This is a genomic window from Streptomyces sp. NPDC051921 (assembly GCF_040680975.1).
Taxonomy (GTDB): Bacteria; Actinomycetota; Actinomycetes; order Streptomycetales; family Streptomycetaceae; genus Streptomyces.
Window position 1 is genome coordinate 257,950 of record NZ_JBFAXU010000003.1, and the last position, 18,154, is coordinate 276,103.

General features: G+C 75.2%; 16 protein-coding genes. 6 read left to right on the forward strand and 10 right to left on the reverse strand.

Annotated features, from left to right (window positions below; translation table 11 throughout):
* Window positions 1-28: 28 nt before the first annotated feature.
* Window positions 29-805 carry an NPP1 family protein gene (locus AB0M16_RS05875; RefSeq protein ID WP_365339172.1) on the reverse strand — a complete coding sequence of 259 codons (777 nt, stop codon included), beginning with the start codon at window positions 803-805 and terminating at the stop codon, window positions 29-31.
* Window positions 806-1,208: 403 nt separating this feature from the next.
* On the opposite strand from AB0M16_RS05875, the gene AB0M16_RS05880 reads away from it, so the two are divergent.
* The 5 genes from AB0M16_RS05880 (at window position 1,209) to AB0M16_RS05900 (ending at window position 8,181) form a co-directional block, all read left to right on the forward strand.
* Window positions 1,209-1,733: an AAA family ATPase gene (locus AB0M16_RS05880; protein ID WP_365339173.1), complete on the forward strand. Its 525-nt coding sequence runs from the start codon at window positions 1,209-1,211 to the stop codon at window positions 1,731-1,733.
* Window positions 1,734-1,912: 179 nt separating this feature from the next.
* Window positions 1,913-3,718 carry a histidine kinase gene (locus AB0M16_RS05885; protein ID WP_365339175.1) on the forward strand — a complete coding sequence of 602 codons (1,806 nt, stop codon included), beginning with the start codon at window positions 1,913-1,915 and terminating at the stop codon, window positions 3,716-3,718.
* Entirely contained in the window at window positions 3,715-4,395 is a 681-nt protein-coding gene (locus tag AB0M16_RS05890; protein WP_365339177.1) for a response regulator transcription factor, read from the forward strand. Before AB0M16_RS05885 ends, AB0M16_RS05890 begins: the two co-directional genes overlap by 4 nt.
* Before the next feature lie 284 nt (window positions 4,396-4,679).
* Window positions 4,680-5,489, forward strand: a complete 810-nt coding sequence (locus tag AB0M16_RS05895) for an ABC transporter ATP-binding protein (RefSeq protein WP_365339179.1) — start codon at window positions 4,680-4,682, stop codon at window positions 5,487-5,489.
* A gap of 91 nt (window positions 5,490-5,580) precedes the next feature.
* Window positions 5,581-8,181, forward strand: a complete 2,601-nt coding sequence (locus AB0M16_RS05900; RefSeq protein WP_365339181.1) for an FtsX-like permease family protein — start codon at window positions 5,581-5,583, stop codon at window positions 8,179-8,181.
* Window positions 8,182-8,447: 266 nt separating this feature from the next.
* On the opposite strand, the gene AB0M16_RS05905 is transcribed toward AB0M16_RS05900, so the two are convergent.
* Entirely contained in the window at window positions 8,448-9,233 is a 786-nt protein-coding gene (locus AB0M16_RS05905; protein ID WP_365339183.1) for an alpha/beta hydrolase, read from the reverse strand.
* Window positions 9,234-9,527: 294 nt separating this feature from the next.
* Here AB0M16_RS05905 and AB0M16_RS05910 point away from each other — a divergent pair, with 294 nt between their 5' ends.
* Window positions 9,528-10,187 carry a hypothetical protein gene (locus AB0M16_RS05910; RefSeq protein ID WP_365339185.1) on the forward strand — a complete coding sequence of 220 codons (660 nt, stop codon included), beginning with the start codon at window positions 9,528-9,530 and terminating at the stop codon, window positions 10,185-10,187.
* Window positions 10,188-10,250: 63 nt separating this feature from the next.
* Here the strand turns inward: AB0M16_RS05910 and AB0M16_RS05915 are convergent, their stop codons facing one another.
* The 8 genes from AB0M16_RS05915 to AB0M16_RS05950 form a co-directional block, all read right to left on the reverse strand.
* Window positions 10,251-11,261 carry a methyltransferase gene (locus AB0M16_RS05915; protein ID WP_365339187.1) on the reverse strand — a complete coding sequence of 337 codons (1,011 nt, stop codon included), beginning with the start codon at window positions 11,259-11,261 and terminating at the stop codon, window positions 10,251-10,253.
* Window positions 11,262-11,386: 125 nt separating this feature from the next.
* Window positions 11,387-12,055 carry a phenazine biosynthesis FMN-dependent oxidase PhzG gene (phzG, locus tag AB0M16_RS05920; protein WP_365339189.1) on the reverse strand — a complete coding sequence of 223 codons (669 nt, stop codon included), beginning with the start codon at window positions 12,053-12,055 and terminating at the stop codon, window positions 11,387-11,389.
* The gene (locus AB0M16_RS05925) at window positions 12,048-12,884 is read right to left on the reverse strand and encodes a PhzF family phenazine biosynthesis isomerase (RefSeq protein WP_365339191.1); all 837 of its coding nucleotides are present in this window, start codon (window positions 12,882-12,884) and stop codon (window positions 12,048-12,050) included. Before AB0M16_RS05925 ends, phzG begins: the two co-directional genes overlap by 8 nt.
* Window positions 12,885-12,897: 13 nt before the next feature.
* A complete protein-coding gene (locus AB0M16_RS05930; RefSeq protein WP_365339194.1) occupies window positions 12,898-14,811 on the reverse strand; it encodes a chorismate-binding protein in 1,914 nt (637 codons plus the stop codon).
* A complete protein-coding gene (locus AB0M16_RS05935) occupies window positions 14,808-15,431 on the reverse strand; it encodes an isochorismatase family protein (RefSeq protein WP_365339196.1) in 624 nt (207 codons plus the stop codon). Before AB0M16_RS05935 ends, AB0M16_RS05930 begins: the two co-directional genes overlap by 4 nt.
* Window positions 15,428-16,606 carry a 3-deoxy-7-phosphoheptulonate synthase gene (locus tag AB0M16_RS05940; protein ID WP_365339483.1) on the reverse strand — a complete coding sequence of 393 codons (1,179 nt, stop codon included), beginning with the start codon at window positions 16,604-16,606 and terminating at the stop codon, window positions 15,428-15,430. The genes AB0M16_RS05935 and AB0M16_RS05940 overlap by 4 nt, the downstream gene beginning before the upstream one ends.
* Window positions 16,607-16,620: 14 nt before the next feature.
* Complete coding sequence (locus AB0M16_RS05945) at window positions 16,621-17,145, reverse strand: PhzA/PhzB family protein (RefSeq protein WP_365339198.1); 525 nt, start codon at window positions 17,143-17,145, stop codon at window positions 16,621-16,623.
* Between the two features lie 289 nt (window positions 17,146-17,434).
* The gene (locus AB0M16_RS05950; protein WP_365339200.1) at window positions 17,435-18,139 is read right to left on the reverse strand and encodes a response regulator transcription factor; all 705 of its coding nucleotides are present in this window, start codon (window positions 18,137-18,139) and stop codon (window positions 17,435-17,437) included.
* Window positions 18,140-18,154 lie beyond the last annotated feature (15 nt).

Genomic DNA, 18,154 nt, shown 5'->3' on the forward strand with positions numbered 1-18,154 from the left:
CCGCGGTCCCGGGCCAGAACCGGCCGTTTCAGGCGTTGGGGTCGAACGGGATGCCCGACGGCATGGAACGGCTCAGGTGGGAGGCGAAGTCGGAGTCGCGGATCTTCAGCGTGGCCGAGCCGAAGTTCGCGCCCGTCAGCTTGTCGCGCAGGCCGGTCGGGTAGCCGTTCCAGCCGACGAGGCGCGGGTAGAACCAGCCGCCCGTGGAGTTCTCGATGCGGTCGTCGGTGCTGTTGGCGAAGCGGTAGCAGTGGGTGGAGAGCCCGTCCTTGTGGTACACGATCTTGGGGTGGGTGCCGTCGAAGCGCACGGCCGAGCGTGCGGCGATCTGGTAGCTGCTGTGCTGGGACACCGACACGTACTTGACCTCGTCGGAGTTGATCCACACCACCACGTGCTCCCAGTCGTGGGTGTGCCCGAGGGCGAGCGGGCCGATCGTCGCCTGGTCCTTCTCGTAGTAGCCGGCGTACATGACGGCGCACCAGCCGTTGTTGCACTTCGAGCGGGAGTAGCTGTTGGCGGAGGCGAGCTGGGCGGGGTCGTGGCAGTTCCCGTTGACGGCGCCGCCGAGCTTGAGGCCCGGGTTGAGGGTGCCGTCGGAGCCGATGGCGGCGGTCATGTAGCAGCCGTCGGTGTCGAAGTCGTACGCCGGGGCGAAGGTCTGGTCGAGGCCGTCGGCGTTCTGGGGGAGCGGGGGGAGCACGGCGGCGTAGGCGGTGGCCGGAACGCCGAGGACGAGGAGCAGGGCGCACAGCGCGGCGGCGAACGCCGACCGCCGGGCCGTCGGTGCGGATAGCAGGTGCATGTCAACTCCTTGCGTGGTGAGGGGCGGCCCAGACCCTCGCAGCCCCGCCGACGGACCGTCAAGGCCGCCCGCCTGAACACCGGTCGAACCCTCGCGGCACGGGCGCGGGTACGGGCGCGGGCGCGGGTACGGGCGGGGGTACGGGCACGGGTACGGGCGCGGGCGCGGGCGCGGGTACGGGTACGGGTACGGGCGCGGGGCCGGGCCCCCGCTCCGGCTGCCCCGGTTCCGGTCCCGGCTCCCGCTTCTGCTCCCGCTCCCGCTCCGGCTCCGGCTCCGGCTCCCGCCGGTTCGGAGTCACCGGCGGCCCGGCCCGCGAGGCCGGAACCCGTGCGGGGCGGGCCTCCCGGACCTCCGGACAAAGGAGTGGCCCCCTGCCGTGCTTCCTTGGCACGATGCGGGTGTGACCACGTTGTTCCTGATGGTCGGCCTACCGGGGGCCGGAAAGACCACGAAGGCCCGACAGCTGGCCGAGGAGCACGGCGCGCTGCGCCTGACGCCCGACGACTGGATGATCCCCCTGTTCGGCGCGGCGGAGGCGGAGGGGAAGCGCGACGTGCTGGAAGGGCGCATGCTCTGGCTCGCCCTGGAGGCGGTCAGGCTGGGCACCGACGTCGTGGTGGACTACGGCTGTTGGTCCCGGGACGAACGCTCGGCGATCCGCTGGCTGGTGGAGGCGGAGGGCGCGCACTTCCACATGGTCTACCTGCCGGTCGACGACGAGACCCAGCGCGCCCGTATCGCCCTGCGTCGGGCGACCGCCCCGGAGGAGACGTTCCCGATGGCCGAGGCCGACATCGTGCACGGACGCGCATGCTTCGAGGAGCCCGACCTGGCGGAGCTGTCGTGCAGCGGGCCCGTGGACCCGCCTCCCGGCGCGGCCGACTGGCGGGAATGGGCCGCCCACCGGTGGCCGTCGTTCGCATGAGCCTTTCGGGGCCGGGACCGGGACCGGGACCGGGATCCGGGCTGGGACCGGGGCCGGGGCCGGGGCCGCGGGCGGGGGCGAGGCGCGGGCGGCACGCCGCGCCTCTGCCTTTCGGCAGAGCGGCGCCTCCACCGTGAGGTGCACGTGTTCGCGGGCCGGCGGCATCGATACTGGTCGGCGTGGTACGCACTCCTCCGTTCTCCCCTTCCTCCCGTGGGCGGCCCTTCCGGCGGCCGGCCTCCGGAGCGCTCCGGGCGACGGCGGAGACGGTCGGCGCCGGGGCCGCGGGGCTCGGGGTGTGGGCAGCGGTCGGCCATCTCGGCTTCCTGGCCCACCCGTTCGCACAACTGCTCGCGCTCGCCGCCGGTGTCGGGCTCTTTCCGCTGCGCCGGCGCTTCCCCCTGCCCGTGCTGCTCGTGCTCGCCGCGCTCACCGGGCTCGCGCCCTGCGTCGGGCCGGTGACCGCCGCGACGGCGTACACGGCGGCCCGCACGACGGCCTCGGCGCGGCGGCGCGGCCGGCTGCTCGGTGGGGCGGCCGTGCTCGTCGTGGGGTGCGCGACGCTGTCCGCCCCCTGGCTCGGGCCGGGGGCGGCGGAGTACGGGTTCGCGCTCGGACTGGTGCTCACCGCGACCGCCGTGGTCGTCCCCGGACTCGTCGGTACCTCGTACGGGCAGCAGCGGCGGCTCGTACGGGCGCTGCGCGAGCGCGGGGACGCGGCCGAGCGGGCCCGGCGGTACGCGGACAGCGAGGCCCGGATCCACGAACGGTCCCGCATCGCCGCCGAGATGCACGACCTCGTCGGACACCGGCTCAGTCTCATCTCCCTGCACGCGGGCGGACTGGAGCTCGCCCTCGAAGGCGCCGACCCCGAACTGCGCGAGGAGGCCGTACTGGTGCGGCGCACCACCCGCGACGCCATGCGCGAACTCCGCCAGGCCCTCGGCGTGCTCGGGCCGCTCGGGCGGGACACCGGGTCCGAGGCGCTCACCGACGCCACCGGTACCCGCGCCGACATCGAGACCCTGGTGGCCGAGTCGCGGGACGGCGGCATCGCCGTACGCCTCGACTGGACCGGGCCCGACCTCGACACCCGGCCCGCCCGGGTCCGCCGCGCCGTGCACCGGGTCGTCCGCGAGAGCCTGACCAACGTGCACCGTTACGCGCCCGACGCGCACGTCACCGTGACCGTCGTCCACGAGGACGGGGCGGTACGGGTCGACGTGCGCAACGGCGCCCCTCCCGCGCCCCCCGCCCCTGCCGACGGCACCGGCACCGGCCGCGGGCTCACCGGCCTCCGGGAGCGCGTCGAGCTCCTCGGCGGGACCTTCGACGCCGCGCCCCTCCCGACCGGGGGCTTCCGGGTCGGCGCGAGCATGCCGACCGAACCCGGCGACGCCCCCGCTCCCGCAGCCGTTCCCGCCCCCGGTCCCGCAGCCGTCCCCGCCCCCGGTCCCGCAGCCGTCCCCGCCCCCGGTCCCGCCCCCGGCACCGTCCCGTCGTCGTCGCAGCCGCCCGGCATCGGGACGTGGGGAGTCGGCGCGTCCTCGGGTGCGCCCGGCGAGGGCGGAGAGGCCGTCGGCGGGCCGGTCGCCGAACGCCTCACCGTGCAGGGGCTCACGCTCGCCCTCGGGCTCGGTGCCCTGAGCGTGCTCATGGTCCTCGGCGTCGCCTTCGTGTACGCGAGCGCGCCGCGCCAGGACGCCGGGCCGCGCCCGCTGCCCCGGGTGGGCATGACCTACGACGACGTGGCGGCGGCCGGGGTCCTGGACAACGCTGCCGTCCGTGCCGCCGCCACCGGGCACGAGCCCCCGCGCCCCGCCGGAACGGCCGGCTGCGTCTACCCGTTCGCGGGCGCCACCGAGTCCCGCCCCGGCGCCCTGACCGTCGCCCGCTACTGCTTCGACTCCGCACGCCGCCTCATCGCCATCGACCGCTTCACCGTCCCGTCGGTCCGGGACGCCGCACCCTGGGAGACCCCGTGACCGGATCCGAACGGCCGCCCGTCCGCGTCCTGCTCGCCGACGACGAGGCGATGATCCGGCACGGCGTGCGCCTGATCCTCCGGCACGCCGAGGGCATCGACGTCGTCGCCGAGGCCCCGGACGGACGGCGGGCCGTCGAACTGGCCGCCGCCCACCACCCCGACGTCGTGCTGCTCGACATCCGGATGCCGGTGTGCGACGGGCTCGCCGCGATCGCCCCGCTGCTGGCCCTCGACCCGGCGCCCCGCGTGGTGATGCTGACGACCTTCGGCGACGACGAGAACGTCGTACGGGCGCTGCGCGAAGGCGCCGCCGGGTTCCTGCTGAAGGACGACGGGCCGCAGGAGCTCATCAGCGCGGTACGGGCGGCCGCCGCGGGTGACGCCGTGCTCTCGCCCGGTGTCACCGGGACGGTCGTCGCACGGATGCTCCGCGCCCCCGACCCCCGGGACACCGGAGGTCCGGCCGCGGACGAACGGATCGCCCGGCTCACCGCACGCGAGCGGGAGGTCCTGACGATGCTCGGCGAGGGCCTGTCGAACCAGGACATCGCCGACCGACTCGGCATCGGCACGGGCACGGTGAAGACCCACGTGGGCGCCATCCTGGACAAGACCGGCACGACCAGCCGCGTGCAGGCCGCCCTCCTGGCGCACCGCACGGGCCTGGCGCCCTGACCGACAGGCCCGGACGACCGTCGTCTTGCCTCCGCCGCCCGGCAGGGACCGGCGGCCCGCGCCCAGGCCCTTCGGCAGGGCCGGGCGCCTCCGCCCTTCGGCAGGGACCGGCGGCCCGCGCCCTGGCCTTTCGGCAGAGCCGTGCTCGTTCGCCCCCGTCCTCCGGCAGAGCTCACGTCCCGCCTCCAGGACGACGCTTTCCGCAGGTCAGGGCCGCGAGGATGAATCCGTCCCCCGGCCCTGGAGAACTCCTCCCGGGCCGTCGCACGCCAGGCGGAGTTGCCATGTCACAGTCCTTGCCCTCCTTGCCCTCCTCCCCTTCCTCTCCTTCCTCCTCGCGCGCCGCGCTCAGGGAGCCGGCCGCCGCGCGCGCGACCCGGCTGACCAAGACGTACGGCAAGGGGGAGACCCGCGTCACCGCGCTCGACGCGGTCTCCGTGGAGTTCGCGCGGGGGCGGTTCACCGCCGTCATGGGGCCCTCAGGGTCCGGCAAGTCCACTCTGCTGCACTGCATGGCCGGCCTGGACCCGGTGAGCTCCGGGTCCGTCCGGATCGGCGACGTCGAGCTGTCCGGGCTGGCCGACCGGGAGCTCACCCGGCTGCGCCGGGAGAAGGTCGGCTTCGTGTTCCAGGGGTTCAACCTGCTGCCCACCCTCACCGCGCTCGAGAACATCACCCTGCCCCTGCGGCTGGCCGGGTGGCGGGCGGACGCCGCGTGGCTGGACGCCGTCGTCGGCACCGTCGGGCTCGCGGACCGGCTCTCGCACCGGCCCGCCCAGCTCTCCGGCGGTCAGCAGCAGCGCGTCGCAGTGGCGAGGGCCCTCGCCTCCCGGCCCGAGATCGTGTTCGCCGACGAACCGACCGGCAACCTCGACTCCCGCTCCGGCGCCGAACTGCTCGGCTTCCTGGGGGACTCGGTGCGCGAACTCGGCCAGACCGTGGTGATGGTCACCCACGACCCCGCGGCCGCCGCCCACGCCGACCGCGTGGTGTTCCTCGCCGACGGCCGCCCGGTCGACGAACTGCACGAGCCGAGCTCCGGGGCCGTCCTGGACCGGATGCTCGCCTTCGAGGCCCGCGGCCGTACGTCCTGAGGCCGGCCGGAGCCCGCCGACCCCGCTGTCCGCCCGGTCGTCGCCGTCCCCGTCCCGCTCCTCGTCCGTTCCTCCTGCGAAAGCGCTCCTCATGCTGCGAACAGCCCTGCGCAACGTCCTCGCGCACAAGGCCCGACTGATCATGACCGTCCTCGCGGTCGCCCTCGGCGTCGCGTTCGTCTCCGGCTCGCTCGTCTTCGCCGACACCACCGCCGCCGCCTACCGGGCCTCCTTCGCGAAGAGCTACGCCGGTGTCGCCGTCACCGTCGAGCCCGTGTACGCCCCGGGCGCGCCCGCCGACCGGCGCGCCCCGGTCCTCGACGACGCGCTCGCGGCCCGGCTGGGGACCGCGCCGGGAGTCGCCGCCGTACGGCCGACGGTCGACGGCTCGGTGACCCTGGCCGCGAAGGACGGCTCCCCGATGCGCGCCGACGACGCGATGGGCAGGCTGGCCGCCGCGTACGTCCCCGGAGCCGACGGCACGGACGACCGGTACCCGCTGACCGCAGGGCGTGCCCCGCGCACGGCCGGGGAGGTGGCTCTGGAGCGCGGTACGGCCGCGGCCGGCGGGTACGCCCTGGGCGACACCGTCAGCCTGGCCGTCGACGGGCCCGTGCTGCGGATGAAGCTGGTCGGCCTGGTCTCCACCGACGACACCCGGGTCACCTCCGGCGGCACCCTCGCCGTGCTCGACAAGGCCACCGCGCAGCGGCTGTTCGCCGCTCCCGGCCGCTACACCGGGATCGACCTGTCCACCACGCCCGGCACCGACGCCGTCGCACTCGCCCGGCAGGTCGAGCCGTTGCTGCCCGCAGGCCGGGCCGAGGCCACCACGGGCGCCGCGAAGGCCGCCCAGCAGGCGGTCTTCATCGGCACCAAGACCGACAGCTACGCCCGGCTGCCGCTGATCTTCGCCGTGGTGTCGCTCTTCATCGGCTCGTTCCTCATCGTCAACACCTTCACCATGCTCATCACGCGCCGCTCGCGGGAGATCGCCCTGCTGCGCGCGATCGGTGCCACCCGCCGCCAGGTGGTCGGTTCCGTGCTCGCCGAGGCGGCCCTGGTCGGCCTGGTCGCGTCCGGCGCCGGGTTCGCCCTCGGCCTCGGTGTCGCGGCCGTCCTGCCGGGGCTGCTGGGCACCGCGGACGACCCGGTGCCGCGGGGACCGCTCGTCGTCGGACCCGCCCCCGTGCTCGCCTCCCTCGTCGTCGGCGTGGGCGTGACCGTGCTCGCCGCGTGGCTGCCGTCACGCCGTGCCGCCCGGATCGCGCCCGTCGAGGCGATGCGCGCCGCCGAGCAGCGGTCCGGGCCCACCGGCGGGGCGTCCCGCGCACGGGCCGCGATCGGCGGGGCCGCGCTGCTGCTCGGCACCGGACTGCTGGTCTCCCTGAGCGACGCCGAGGACGCGTCCGACGCCAACCTCCGGACCGCGATGCTCGGTTGCGCTGTGCTCGTGACGGGACTGATCGTGCTCGCCCCCCTCCTCGCGGGCCCGGTGATCCGGCTCATCGGCCGGCTCACCGCACGCCTCGGCGTCGTCGGCGACCTCGCCAGGGACAACGCGCTGCGCGATCCGCGCCGCACCGCTGCCACCGCCGTCGCCCTGATGATCAGCACGGCGCTGGTCTCCGGCCTCGCCGTGGTCGACCACTCCGCCGCCCGGGCCCTGGACTCCCAGGCCGCCGCGGGCCTCGGCGCGGACCACGTGATCGGCACCCGCGTCCCCACCACCGCCATCGACGCGGCCGCCGTCCGGCGGGTGGCCGAGCTGCCCGGTGTCGCGACCGCCTCCGCCGTCGCCGACTCCACCTTCTCCGTCGGCGGCTCCGTCCGTCAGGTCTCCGGCGTCGACCCGACGACCGTGGGAGCCGTCATGAAGCTGCACTTCACCAGCGGGTCGGTCGAGGACATCGGGCCGGGCCGGATCGCCCTCTCCAGCACCTTCGCCCGCGAGCAGCGGGTAGGCGTCGGCGGCCGGCTCGACGCCGCCATCGGACCCGGCGTCGGCGACGGCCCCGGTCAGGGCGGGCGCGGGGGTCTGCGGTCCTACACCGTCGTCGGTGTCTACGAGGACAATCCCACCGCCCAGGACGTGCTCGCCTTCCGCGGCGACGTCCAGCGCCACGGCTTCCTGCCCGGCTCCGTCCAGCGCGTCCTCGTGACCACCGCCGACCACGGCACCGCCGGGCCCGGCCTGGAGGAGCGGCTGCGCGAGGCCGTCGACCACAACCCGCTGCTGAAGGTACAGAGCCGTGACCAGCTCGTGCGGGAACAGGCCGGGGTCGCCGGCGACCTGATCACCCTGGTCCTCGGACTGCTCGCCATCGGCGTGGTCATCTCCGCGCTCGGCATGGTCAACACGCTCGCCCTCTCCGTCGCCGAACGCACCCGTGAGATCGGTGTCCTGCGCGCCCTCGGCATGGACCGCGCCGGCGTCCGGCGCATGGTCCGGCTCGAATCGCTCGCCGTCGCCGCGTACGGCACGCTGCTCGGGCTGGTCTGCGGCCTGTTCGGTGCATGGCGGGTGAGCGGGCTCGCCAACGGGGCCGTTCCCCAGTACGTGTTCTCACCGCCGTACGGCACCCTCGCCCTGGTCGTCGTGCTCTCGCTGGCCGTCGGCGCGGCGGCGGCCGCGCTGCCCGCCCGCCGGGCCGCCGCGCTCGGCCCCCTGCGCGCGGTCGCCGATGCCTGAGGGCTCCGGGGCGGGGGGCGCGTGAGGGGCGCGCAAGGCGTCAAGCAGGTGTGCCCGCTTCGCCGGATCGAGTGGGACGTGGGGGAAGATCGCGGCACGCGACGCCGGACACGGCAGGATCGGTGACGCCGGGGTCGACGACCGACGGGAGCCGTGGGGGCTCCCGGACCCCGGCCTGAGCGTCGTGCGCCGACATCGCCGCTCACCGCCGCCCCTGGACGAGGCTCCGCTCCGGGGGCGGTTGTCGTGCCTGCCCCCGCCGGGCCTCAGCGCACCTCGGCGTACAGCTCCTCCACGAGCCGGGCGACCGTCTCCGGCTCGCGCAGCATCGGGTAGTGGTCCGAGCCGGCGAGGCGGGCCAGCCGGCAGCCGGGGATGCGCGAGGCCATCCGCTCGTTGCAGCGGACCACCCCGGGGCGGTCCTGCTCGCCGAGGGCGAGCACGGTGGGGGCCGCGATCTCGCCGAGGCGGTCGTAGGCGGGCGGGTCCGGCTGCTGGTGGCCGACGTTGGCGAACCAGGCGGGCAGGACGGCCCGGAAGTGGGCGGCGGCGACCGGGTCGCTCTCGGGGCTGCCGCCGGCGGCCCTGCCCCACAGGCCGAGGCCGAGCCGGACGATGCCCTCCATGTCGCCGGCCTTCGCCAGCCGTTCGACCTCCTGGTAGAGCTCGGTCTCGTCGAGGTCGTCGTAACCGGTGACCACGGGCACGAACAGTGCGAGGCCCGCGACGCGCTCGGGGTGGTCGAGCGCGTAGCTGATCGAGGCGGCGCCGCCCATGCTGGAGGCCACGACGACCGCGCGGTCGAGGCCGAAGTGGTCGAGGACGCGGGCGAGGTCGGCGGCCGGGGAGTAAGGGGTGACAGGGGCGGGGGAGCGGCCGTAGCCGCGGGCGTCGTAGCGGACCAGCCGGCGCCGACCGTCGAGCGCGGGGAGGACCGGGTCCCAGATCGTGGAGTCGCCGACGCCCGGGTGGACCAGGACCATCGGGAGTCCGTCGCCTCCCGTGTCGTCCGCCCAGAGCTCACCGCCGTCGACCGGCACCGTGGTTTCCATGGGCCCAGTCTGGGCGCCGAGAGCAGTCGCACGCCAGCGGATCGGCCGTCGTGTCGACGTCGAGTACCGTGTCGGGCCAACACTTCTGACGGGCTGTCAGTCATGGCGCAAATCCTACCTGGACACCCCTACCGGCCGGTTCTACTCTCAAGTCACTTCGCGCCTACCCCCCACCCCACGCGTCGGGCCACGCGCATCGGCACCGCGTACGCCCGCACACGCTCGCGCACTGCCGTTCCGCATCACGCATCCGCACCTCCTCGCTCCCCACACTCCGACACCGAGGAGATCCCCATGTCCAAGCTGCTCGTCTCCGCGACCGGCCTCGCCGCCGCCGCGGCCCTCACCATCGGCGCCACGGGCCCGCAGGCCGCGTCGCCGACCACCCTGCAGCCGGCCGGCCACTCCTTCTCCGCGCAGCTCACCGGCAAGGCGACGTTCGTCGCCGGCTCCACCACCATGACCTGCACCGTCTCCGCGTCCGTGCCCACGACCGGCGCCAACAACAAGGTCCCGGCGGCCCCCGCCAACCACAACGACGCCGGCCCGGTCGCCGCCCCGATCAACCCGCCGACCTTCAGCGGCTGCACCACCAGCATCGTGGGCGTGAGCGTCACCGTCACCGCCAACGCCACCAACGGGGCCTGGACCCTCTCCGCCCAGAACGGTGCCCCCGCCACCGGCGGATTCACCATCCCGAAGGGCGGCGTCGTCCTCAAGACCAGCGGCTTCGCCTCCTGCACCATCACCGCTTCGCCCGGTGGCCCCACCGCCGTCAACGGCACCTGGACCAACGGCGCCCCCTCCAGCCTGGCGATCTCCGCCGCGCCCGTCCCGGCCACCGTCACCGGCGGCTTCCTCTGCCCGACGGGCAACCAGTCGGCCACCTTCACCGCCACCTACCGCATCACCGACACGACCGACGCGAGCCAGCAGATCACCGTGACGGGCTGATCGGCTCCGCACGGCCGGCCCACCTCACACCGGTGGGCCGGCCGTCGGCGGACGCCGGCGCCCTCAGGCCGCGGCCGCGACCAGCCCCTTGGTCTCCAGGGGGAGCTCCACGACCCGGTCGAGGGCGAGGCCCGCACGGTGGAGCAGCGCCTTGTAGTCGTCCAGGGAGCGCTCCCGGCCGCCCTCCACCACCAGCAGGTGCAGGTCCCACAGCGCGGCCAGCATGCCCGTGCCGTCGTCGGTGGGCATCCGGTCCAGAACGAACACCCGGGCGTCCGCGGTGAGTTCGTCGCGCACCCGACCGAGCAGGCGTACGCAGTGCCGGTCGTCCCAGCGGCCGAGCACCCGCGACAGCAGGTACACGTCGCCCCCCGCGGGCAACGCGGCCTCGAACATGTCCTGGCCGAGCAGCTCCACCCGGTCGAGGCCGACGGAGGCGGCCAGATGGTCGCGGGCCGACGGCAGGGTGTGCGGCAGGTCGACGAACACCCCGCGGGCGTCCGGGGCGGCCGTGAGGACCGTGGCGAGCAGCCGCCCGTTGCCGCCCCCGACGTCCACGACCCGCTGCCCGCCCGACAGTCCGAGGGCGGCCGGCACCGCGTCGAAAACGGCGTTCCCGGCGTCGCCGATCGCCCGCTGGAAGCGCCCCGCCGCCTGCTCGTCCTCGGCCAGGTACGCCAGGAGCGACTCTCCGTGGGCCAGCTCGAAGCCGGGGGTGCCGGTGGTCAGGGACTCCTCGGCGTGCCCCCAGGCCCGGTAGAACTCCTCGCCGTACAGCAGGCACGTGTCGCGCAGCGAGCCCGGCCGGTCCCGCAGCAGTTCGCCGACCGGGGTCGTGCGCCAGCCGCCCTCGCCGTCCGTCTCGAACACCCCGAGCAGCGCGAGGAGCCGCAGCAGGCGGTGGACGACGTCCTCGTCCACACCGGTGGCCGCGGCGAGCCGCGCGGTGTCGCGGTGGTCGGCGGCCACCAGGTCCGGCAGCCGCAGCCGGGCGGCGACATGGACGGCCTGGGTGCGCCAGGCGCCGGTGACGAGCTCGATCGCGGCCCGGAGGGCCTGCGGGTCGGTGGTCATGACGGGGTCTCCTTCTCGATGTGCGGCGTTCCGATGCCCGGGGAGCGCAGCTGCTCGACGGTGCGAGGGGAGCGGAGCGTGGACTCGCGCGTCATGGGTTCCTTTCGGTACGGGGCGGGGCCGGGTCACGGCTGGAGGCGGCAGGTCCGCCAACCCTCGGGGCCGCGTTCGTAGCGCAGCCGCTCGTGCAGCCGGCCCGTGCCGTCGGCCCAGAACTCCATCTCGTGGGGGACGAGTTCGAGGGCGATGTACGCGGCGGGGCGCGGCTGGGCACCGGCGGCGGCGAGCCGCTCGGCACGGGCGCGCAGCGCCGCCACCTCGTCGAGGCCGGTCAGCGGGGCGCTCTGTCGGGAGGCCACGGTCATGGCGTGGGTGGAGACGGGCCGGGCCGCCCAGAGGGCCTCCGCCGCGGTGTCGGGCAGCCGCCGCACCCGCCCGCTCACGCTGATCTGCCGGCTCGTCTCCCGCCAGTAGAGCAGCCCCGACGCCCAGGGGTTGGCGCGCAGTTCGCGTTCCTTGCGGCTGTCGTGATGGGTGGTGAAGACCAGGCCGGTGGCGCGCACCCGGGTCACGGCGACGATCCGGGTGGACGGCCGTCCCGCCAGGTCGGCGGTGGCGAGCGCCAGGGCCCGCGGCTCGCGGACGCCGACCGCCTCCGCGCCCGCCAGCCAGTGGCGCAGCAGCCCGATCGGGTCGGCGGGCGGCGCCGCGTACTCGGGGAAGGGCAGCGCGACCGTGCCGGTCAGGGTCTCCGACGGGCGCCGCTCCCGTCCGGTACCGGTGTGTTCAGACATGGATCCTCCCGTGGGCCACGGTGACGGCCTCGCCGCCCACCTCGACGGACACGACGTCCTCCCCGGACCCCTCGGCCCTGGCGAGCATCAGGGAGTCGCGGCCCAGCTCGACCCCCTGCCGGATCCGGACCCTCCGCCCGTACGGCACCCGCCCGTGCCGGGCCAGGTGGACGGCGAGCGGCCCGGCGGCCGAACCGGTGGCGGCGTCCTCGACCACGCCGTACGCGGGCGAGAACATGCGGCTGCGCCAGTGCGTCCCCGACCCGGCGAAGCAGTTCGCGGCCAGGTCCTCGAAGGCGGCGAGCGCCCGGTGGTCGGGCCGCAGCGCCGACAGCGCGGCGACGCTGCCGACGCCGACGAAGACGTGCCGGGGCCCGTTGCGGTAGACCTCCACCGGCAGCGTGGACGCGGCCACGCCGAGCGCCGCGAGCAGCTCCGCGGCCCGGTCGAAGAGCTGCCAGCGGGGTACCGGCTGCCGCATCCGGGCCGCCACGACCCGGCCCGCCCGCCGCTCCAGGACGAAGGGCACGGGCCCCGTCGCGGTCTCCAGGACGAGCCGCTCGCCGCGCGTGTACGGGCCCAGCGCGACGGCCGTCCCGAGCAGTGGGTGCCCGGCGAACGGCAGCTCGTTCACCGGGGTGAAGATGCGCACCCGGGCGTCCCCGCCTGCCGTCGGCGGCAGCACGAAGGTCACCTCCGACAGGTGCATCTCGCCGGCGATCCGCTGCATCACGCCGGCCGTCAGATCGGCGCAGTCGAAGAACACCGCCACCGGATTGCCCCGCAGGGGCTCCCGGGCGAAGGCGTCCACGACGACGTACGGACGCATGCCGGACCTCCTCTCATCGGCCGCGGGGGCCGGAGGGCTCCCGCAGGGCCTGCCGCGCGGCGCGGGCGAGGATGCCCGGCCCGTCGCGGGTCAGCACGGACTCGGGGTGGAACTGGAGCGTCGTGAAGCGCGGACCGCGCAGTGCGTGCACCTCGCCGCTGACCGGGTCGCGGCACAGCTCCACCGGGCCGACCCCCTCGACCACAGTGCGGTCGGCCGCGCCACGCGCCGCGAACGTGTTGTAGAAGCCGACCCGTTCACGCCGGCCGAAGAGGTCGATCTCCCGCTGCACGCCCTGATGGGGCACGTCCCTGCGGACCAGCGGCAGTCCGAGCTCCAGGCTGACGAGCTGGTGGCTCAGGCACACGGCGAGGAACGGACGCCGGCGCGCGAGCAGTCGGCGTGCCACCGCCCGGATCGTGTCCATCCGGGGGTGCCCGGCCTCCGCCGGATCGCCGGGGCCCGGGCCGAGGACCACCAGGTCGAAGGCCTCGGGCGGGCAGCCCTCGTCGTAGCGGCACACCGTCACATCGAGTCCGAGCGAGCCCAGTTGGTGCCCGATCATGGCGGTGAAGGTGTCCTCGGCGTCGACGACGAGCACCGTGCGGCCCGCGAGCCCGGGCGAGCCGGTGGTCCGCCCGGCACCCAGCCAGAAGCCCGACAGATCCGCGTTGCGCTGCTCCAGGGCGGCCCGCACCTCCGGGTGGGTGCCGAACGGCCCCGGCCCGTCGCCCTCCAGGGCGGCGAGCAGCCCGGCCGCCTTCGCCCGCGTCTCTGCCGCCTCCGCGTCCGGGTCGGAGTGGCGCACCACGGTGGCGCCCACCCCGATCCGCATCCGGCCCGCGGCGTCGATCTCGGCGGTGCGGATGAGGATCGCGGAGTCCAGCGCGCGGCCGCCCCGCTCGTCCCGCCCGATCAGCGCCACGACCCCGCTGTAGTAGCCGCGGCCCGTCGCCTCGTAGCGTGCGATCACCCGGCAGGCGCTCTCCAGCGGGGAGCCGGTCACCGTCGGCGCGAACAGGGTCTCCTTCAGGAGCTCCCGCACCTCGTGGTCCGTGCGGCCCTCGATCAGGTACTCGGTGTGCGCGAGGCGCGCCATCTCCTTCAGGTACGGCCCCACGACCCGGCCGCCGCCCTCGCAGATCCGCGCCATCATCTTGAGCTCCTCGTCGACCACCATCGACAGCTCGTCGCGCTCCTTCCGGTCGGCCAGGAAATCCATCACCCCGGGCAGGCTCGGCCCCTCGGGCGGGTGCCGGTAGGTCCCGCTGATCGGGTTCATCACGGCCGTCCCGCCCCGCAGGCTGACGTGCCGCTCCGGTGACGCGCCGACGAAGGTGGCGGCCCCGGTGTGCACGAGGAACGTCCAGTAGGCCCCCGACTCCTGTTCCAGCAGGCGCCGGAAGAAGGCGAGCGCGGTGTCGGGACCGTAGTCGCCCAGGTCCGCGAGGAAGGTGCGCCGCAGGACGAAGTCGGCGCCCGCGCCCTCGCCGATCGCCTCCCGTACGACCCGCCCCACCAGCTGCGCGTACGCCTCGTCGTCGAGGTCGAAGCGTCCGCCGGTGAGCGTCGTCGCCGTGCGCGGCAGCCGGGCCAGGGCCTCGCGCACCGGCACCGTCGACTGCCCGGTGACCGTCATGGCGATCAGCGGAGCACCGTCGTCGGCGCAGCGGAAGCCGCGCTCCGTGATCTGCCGGTACGGCACGACCACCAGGGACTCGTGGTGCGCGCCCCGGCCCGGCCCCGGCGGCCGGTCCGGCAGCGGGATCCCGGCGAGCGTGGGGGGCAGCGACACCCGGCCCACGAGCACGTCGAGCACGTCGGCGGCGTCCGCCGCACCCGTGCGGCCCGCGCCGGGCCGGTGCAGGAGCGCGTAGGCGGCGGGCCGGGGACCGGCGCCGAGGACAGCTTCCAGCGGCTCGGTCATGACAGGACCTCCTCGGTGGTGACGACCATGGCACAGCGCTCGGCGGCGTACCGCAGGGCGGCGTCGTGGTGCTCCCTGGAGAAGTCGCCGACCGCGTCGGCGACGAGGAAGACGCGGATGTCATGGGTGAACGCCTCGACCGCCGTCGCCAGCACCCCGACGTGGGCGTACACCCCGCACAGGACGAGCTGGTCCCGGTCCGCCTCCCGCATCCGGGCCAGCAGCCCGGAGCGGAAGAACGCGCTGTAGCGGCGCTTGACCAGGACCCAGTCGTCGACGGCAGGCGCGAGCTCCGGCACGACCGCACGGTCCTCCTCCGCCGCCCGCATGCCCGGCCCCCAGAAGTCCCCCAGCAGCCCGCGCTCCTGACGGGACATCGAGCCGGGCTGAGCGGTGTAGGCGACCGGCATCCCGCGCCCGGCACACCCGTCGCGCAACACCGCGGCCCGGCGCACCAGCTCCCCACGGGTCGGGGCCGGGAACGGGGCGAGGAAGTAGCGCTGCATGTCGTGCACGAGCACCACCGCCCGGCCCGGATCGATCCGCCACCGGGCGGTGTTGGCGGGCAGTTCGCCCGTCGACGGCAGGCGATAGGAGGGGATCGCCGGGATGCCGGTCATGACTCCTCCTGCCAGGCCCGGACGACGTCGAGCGCCTGCCACGGATTGAGCCGGGGATCGCAGAACGTCGTGTAGTGCTCCCCGACCCCGTCGAGGGCGTCGCGGTCCGAGGCGCACTCGGTCACCTCGTCCGGCGTGGTCTCCAGGTGCAGCCCGGCCGCCACGCCCCCGGCGGACGCCACCGCCCGCCGGAACAGGGTCACTTCGCGTCGCACGGTGGGCACGACCCGGGTCTTGGTGCCGTCGCCCGCCCGCACGGTGTTGCCGTGCATCGGGTCGCACAGCCAGCTCACCGGGTGTCCCGCCGCCTTCGCCGCCGCGACCAGCGGCGGCAGCCGGTCGGCCACCAGGTCGGCGCCCATCCGGGCGATCAGCGTCAGGCGTCCCGGCGTCCTGCCCGGGTCCAGCCGCTCGCACAGCGCGAGCAGTTCGTCCCGGGGCAGATCGGCGTCGACCTTGCAGGCGACCGGGTTGGCGACCCGGGCGAGCAGCGCCACGTGGGCCCCGTCGACCGCGCGCGTGCGCTTCCCGATCCACGGCCAGTGCGTGGTCCCCAGGTACAGCCGGCCCTCGTCGTCCCGGCGCAGCATCGGCACCTCGTAGTCGAGCAGCAGGGCCTCGTGGCTCGTCCACACCGGGGGCTCGGGGCCACGGGCGACCGGGTGCCCGTGCCAGCCCAGGTGCTCCATCACGTCCCCGGCCGCGAGGTAGCCGAGCAGGAGGCGCAGCGGATCGGGGGTCCGGCTCTCCACGTCGGGCTCGGGGCCGTTGACCATGTGCCCCTGGTACGAAGGGATTTCACGGCCGTCCACCCGCTCGTACCGGCTCGACCGCGGCTTGGCGTACTGGCCGGCGATCCGGCCCACCCGCAACACCGGTCCGCGCCCGGCCGTGCGCAGCTCCCCGGCCAGCAGATCGAGCACGGCGACCCGGCGTCCCACACTCCCCGCGGTCCGCTCCTCCGGGTCCTCGGCGCAGTCGCCGGCCTGGACGACCAGGGCTCCGCCCTCGGCCACCCGGCCGAGCAGCAGCCCGAGCGCCCGCAGGTCCTCGGACCGCACCAGTGCCGGCCGGCCCGCGAGGGCGGCCCGGACCCGCCGCGTCTGCCCCGGGTCGGGCCAGACGGGCTGCTGCTCGGCGCCCCGCTCCCGTATCTCGTGCAGCAGGTCTTCCACCACGGTGTTCGGCTTCATGTCGGTATTCCCTCGCGGTGGACCGAGGGCACCGGGATGCCCAGGGCGCGCAGCTGCGCGAACGGGTTCATGAACTCGCGGTTGCGCACGATGCGCCCGTCGGACAGTTCGAACGAATGAAGGAAGTGGTTCTCGTAGAACCCCTCCGGATAGCCGGGGAAGCGGATCCGGCCGTGGCCGTCGCACTCCACCCAGAACTGGTTCGGGTCCTGCGTCTCGAAGACGCGCACGCCGTACCACCGCCAGTCGGGGAAGCAGCGCAGCGACCACACCGCGTGCTCCGCGAGCCGGTCGCGGCCCCGGATCTCGATCGGGGCGCCGGTGTCGTTGGTCCACAGGCCGCCGCTGCCGTCCTCGGTGAACAGCTCGTGCCTGCGGAGCCGCTCCGGACCGAAGGTCTCCATGTACGTCTCGACGGTGCGGCGGTTGCGGCGGCGCAGCGCGTCCGCCTCGGCGAACCCCTGCTGCGGTGCGGTGCCGGACATCTCGGGCCTCCAGTGGTGCGCGGTGGGCGACGTCATGCGTCCACCCTCCGCGTCCCGGCGACCCGGGCACCCGGGGCTCCGGCCCGGCTCCGGCCCCGACCGCGACCGGGGCGGGGAGCCCGGTGCGCACCGGGACGCGAACGGGCCACCCGCCTCATGCGCCCGGCCCGCCGGGCGGTGGAGGCTGACTCCTCACGAACCGGAGGACCGGCCACGAGCCCGAGCGAAGGGCGACGGGCCCGGGCCGGCCCACGCCGTGCCGGGCGCGCCGTGAGACGCGCCGCGAGACCGGCCGCGAGCGGGAGGAGGCGCCATGGGGAGCGGGTCAGTCGTGGCGGGGCGGGACCGCCCCGTCGGTGCCGAGGCCCGCGTTGCGGGCCCGGACGATGGCCTGCGCCCGGTCGTTGACCTGGAGCTTGCTGAAGATGTTGGTCACGTGGTTGCGGACCGTCTTGTCCGAGATGGTCAGCCGGCGGGCGATCTGCCGGTAGTCGAGACCGCTCGCCAGCAGGTCCAGGACCTCCAGCTCGCGCGGCGTGAGGTCGGGGAACACCTCCCGTCCCGGCGCCGTCGCGAGCGCCCCGAAGAACGACTGCAGCCGCTCGGCGATCCGCGGTCCGAACACCGCGCCGCCGCCCGCCACGGTGCGGATCGCACCGATGATCTCCTCGCGCCCCGCGCCCTTGACGAGATAGCCGCTGGCCCCCGCGCGTACCGCAGCGAGGAGGTTGTCGTCGTCCTCGGACATGCTCAGGACGAGCACCCGCGTCTCCGGCCGGTCGCTGAGCACCCGCCGGGTGACCTCGATGCCGGAGGCGTCGGGCAGCCCCAGGTCCAGCACCACCACCTGCGGTGCGGTCCGCGCGCTCAGCGTGACCGCGTCCGCGGCCGACGACGCCTCGCCCACCACCCGGAACCCGTCCTCCGGCAGCAGCGCCCCGCGCAGGCCGTCCAGGAACATCGGGTGGTCGTCCACCAGGAGCACCGTCACCGCGGACGCGGCCGAGCCCTGGGAGCCTTCATCCGTCATGTCGATTACTATAGG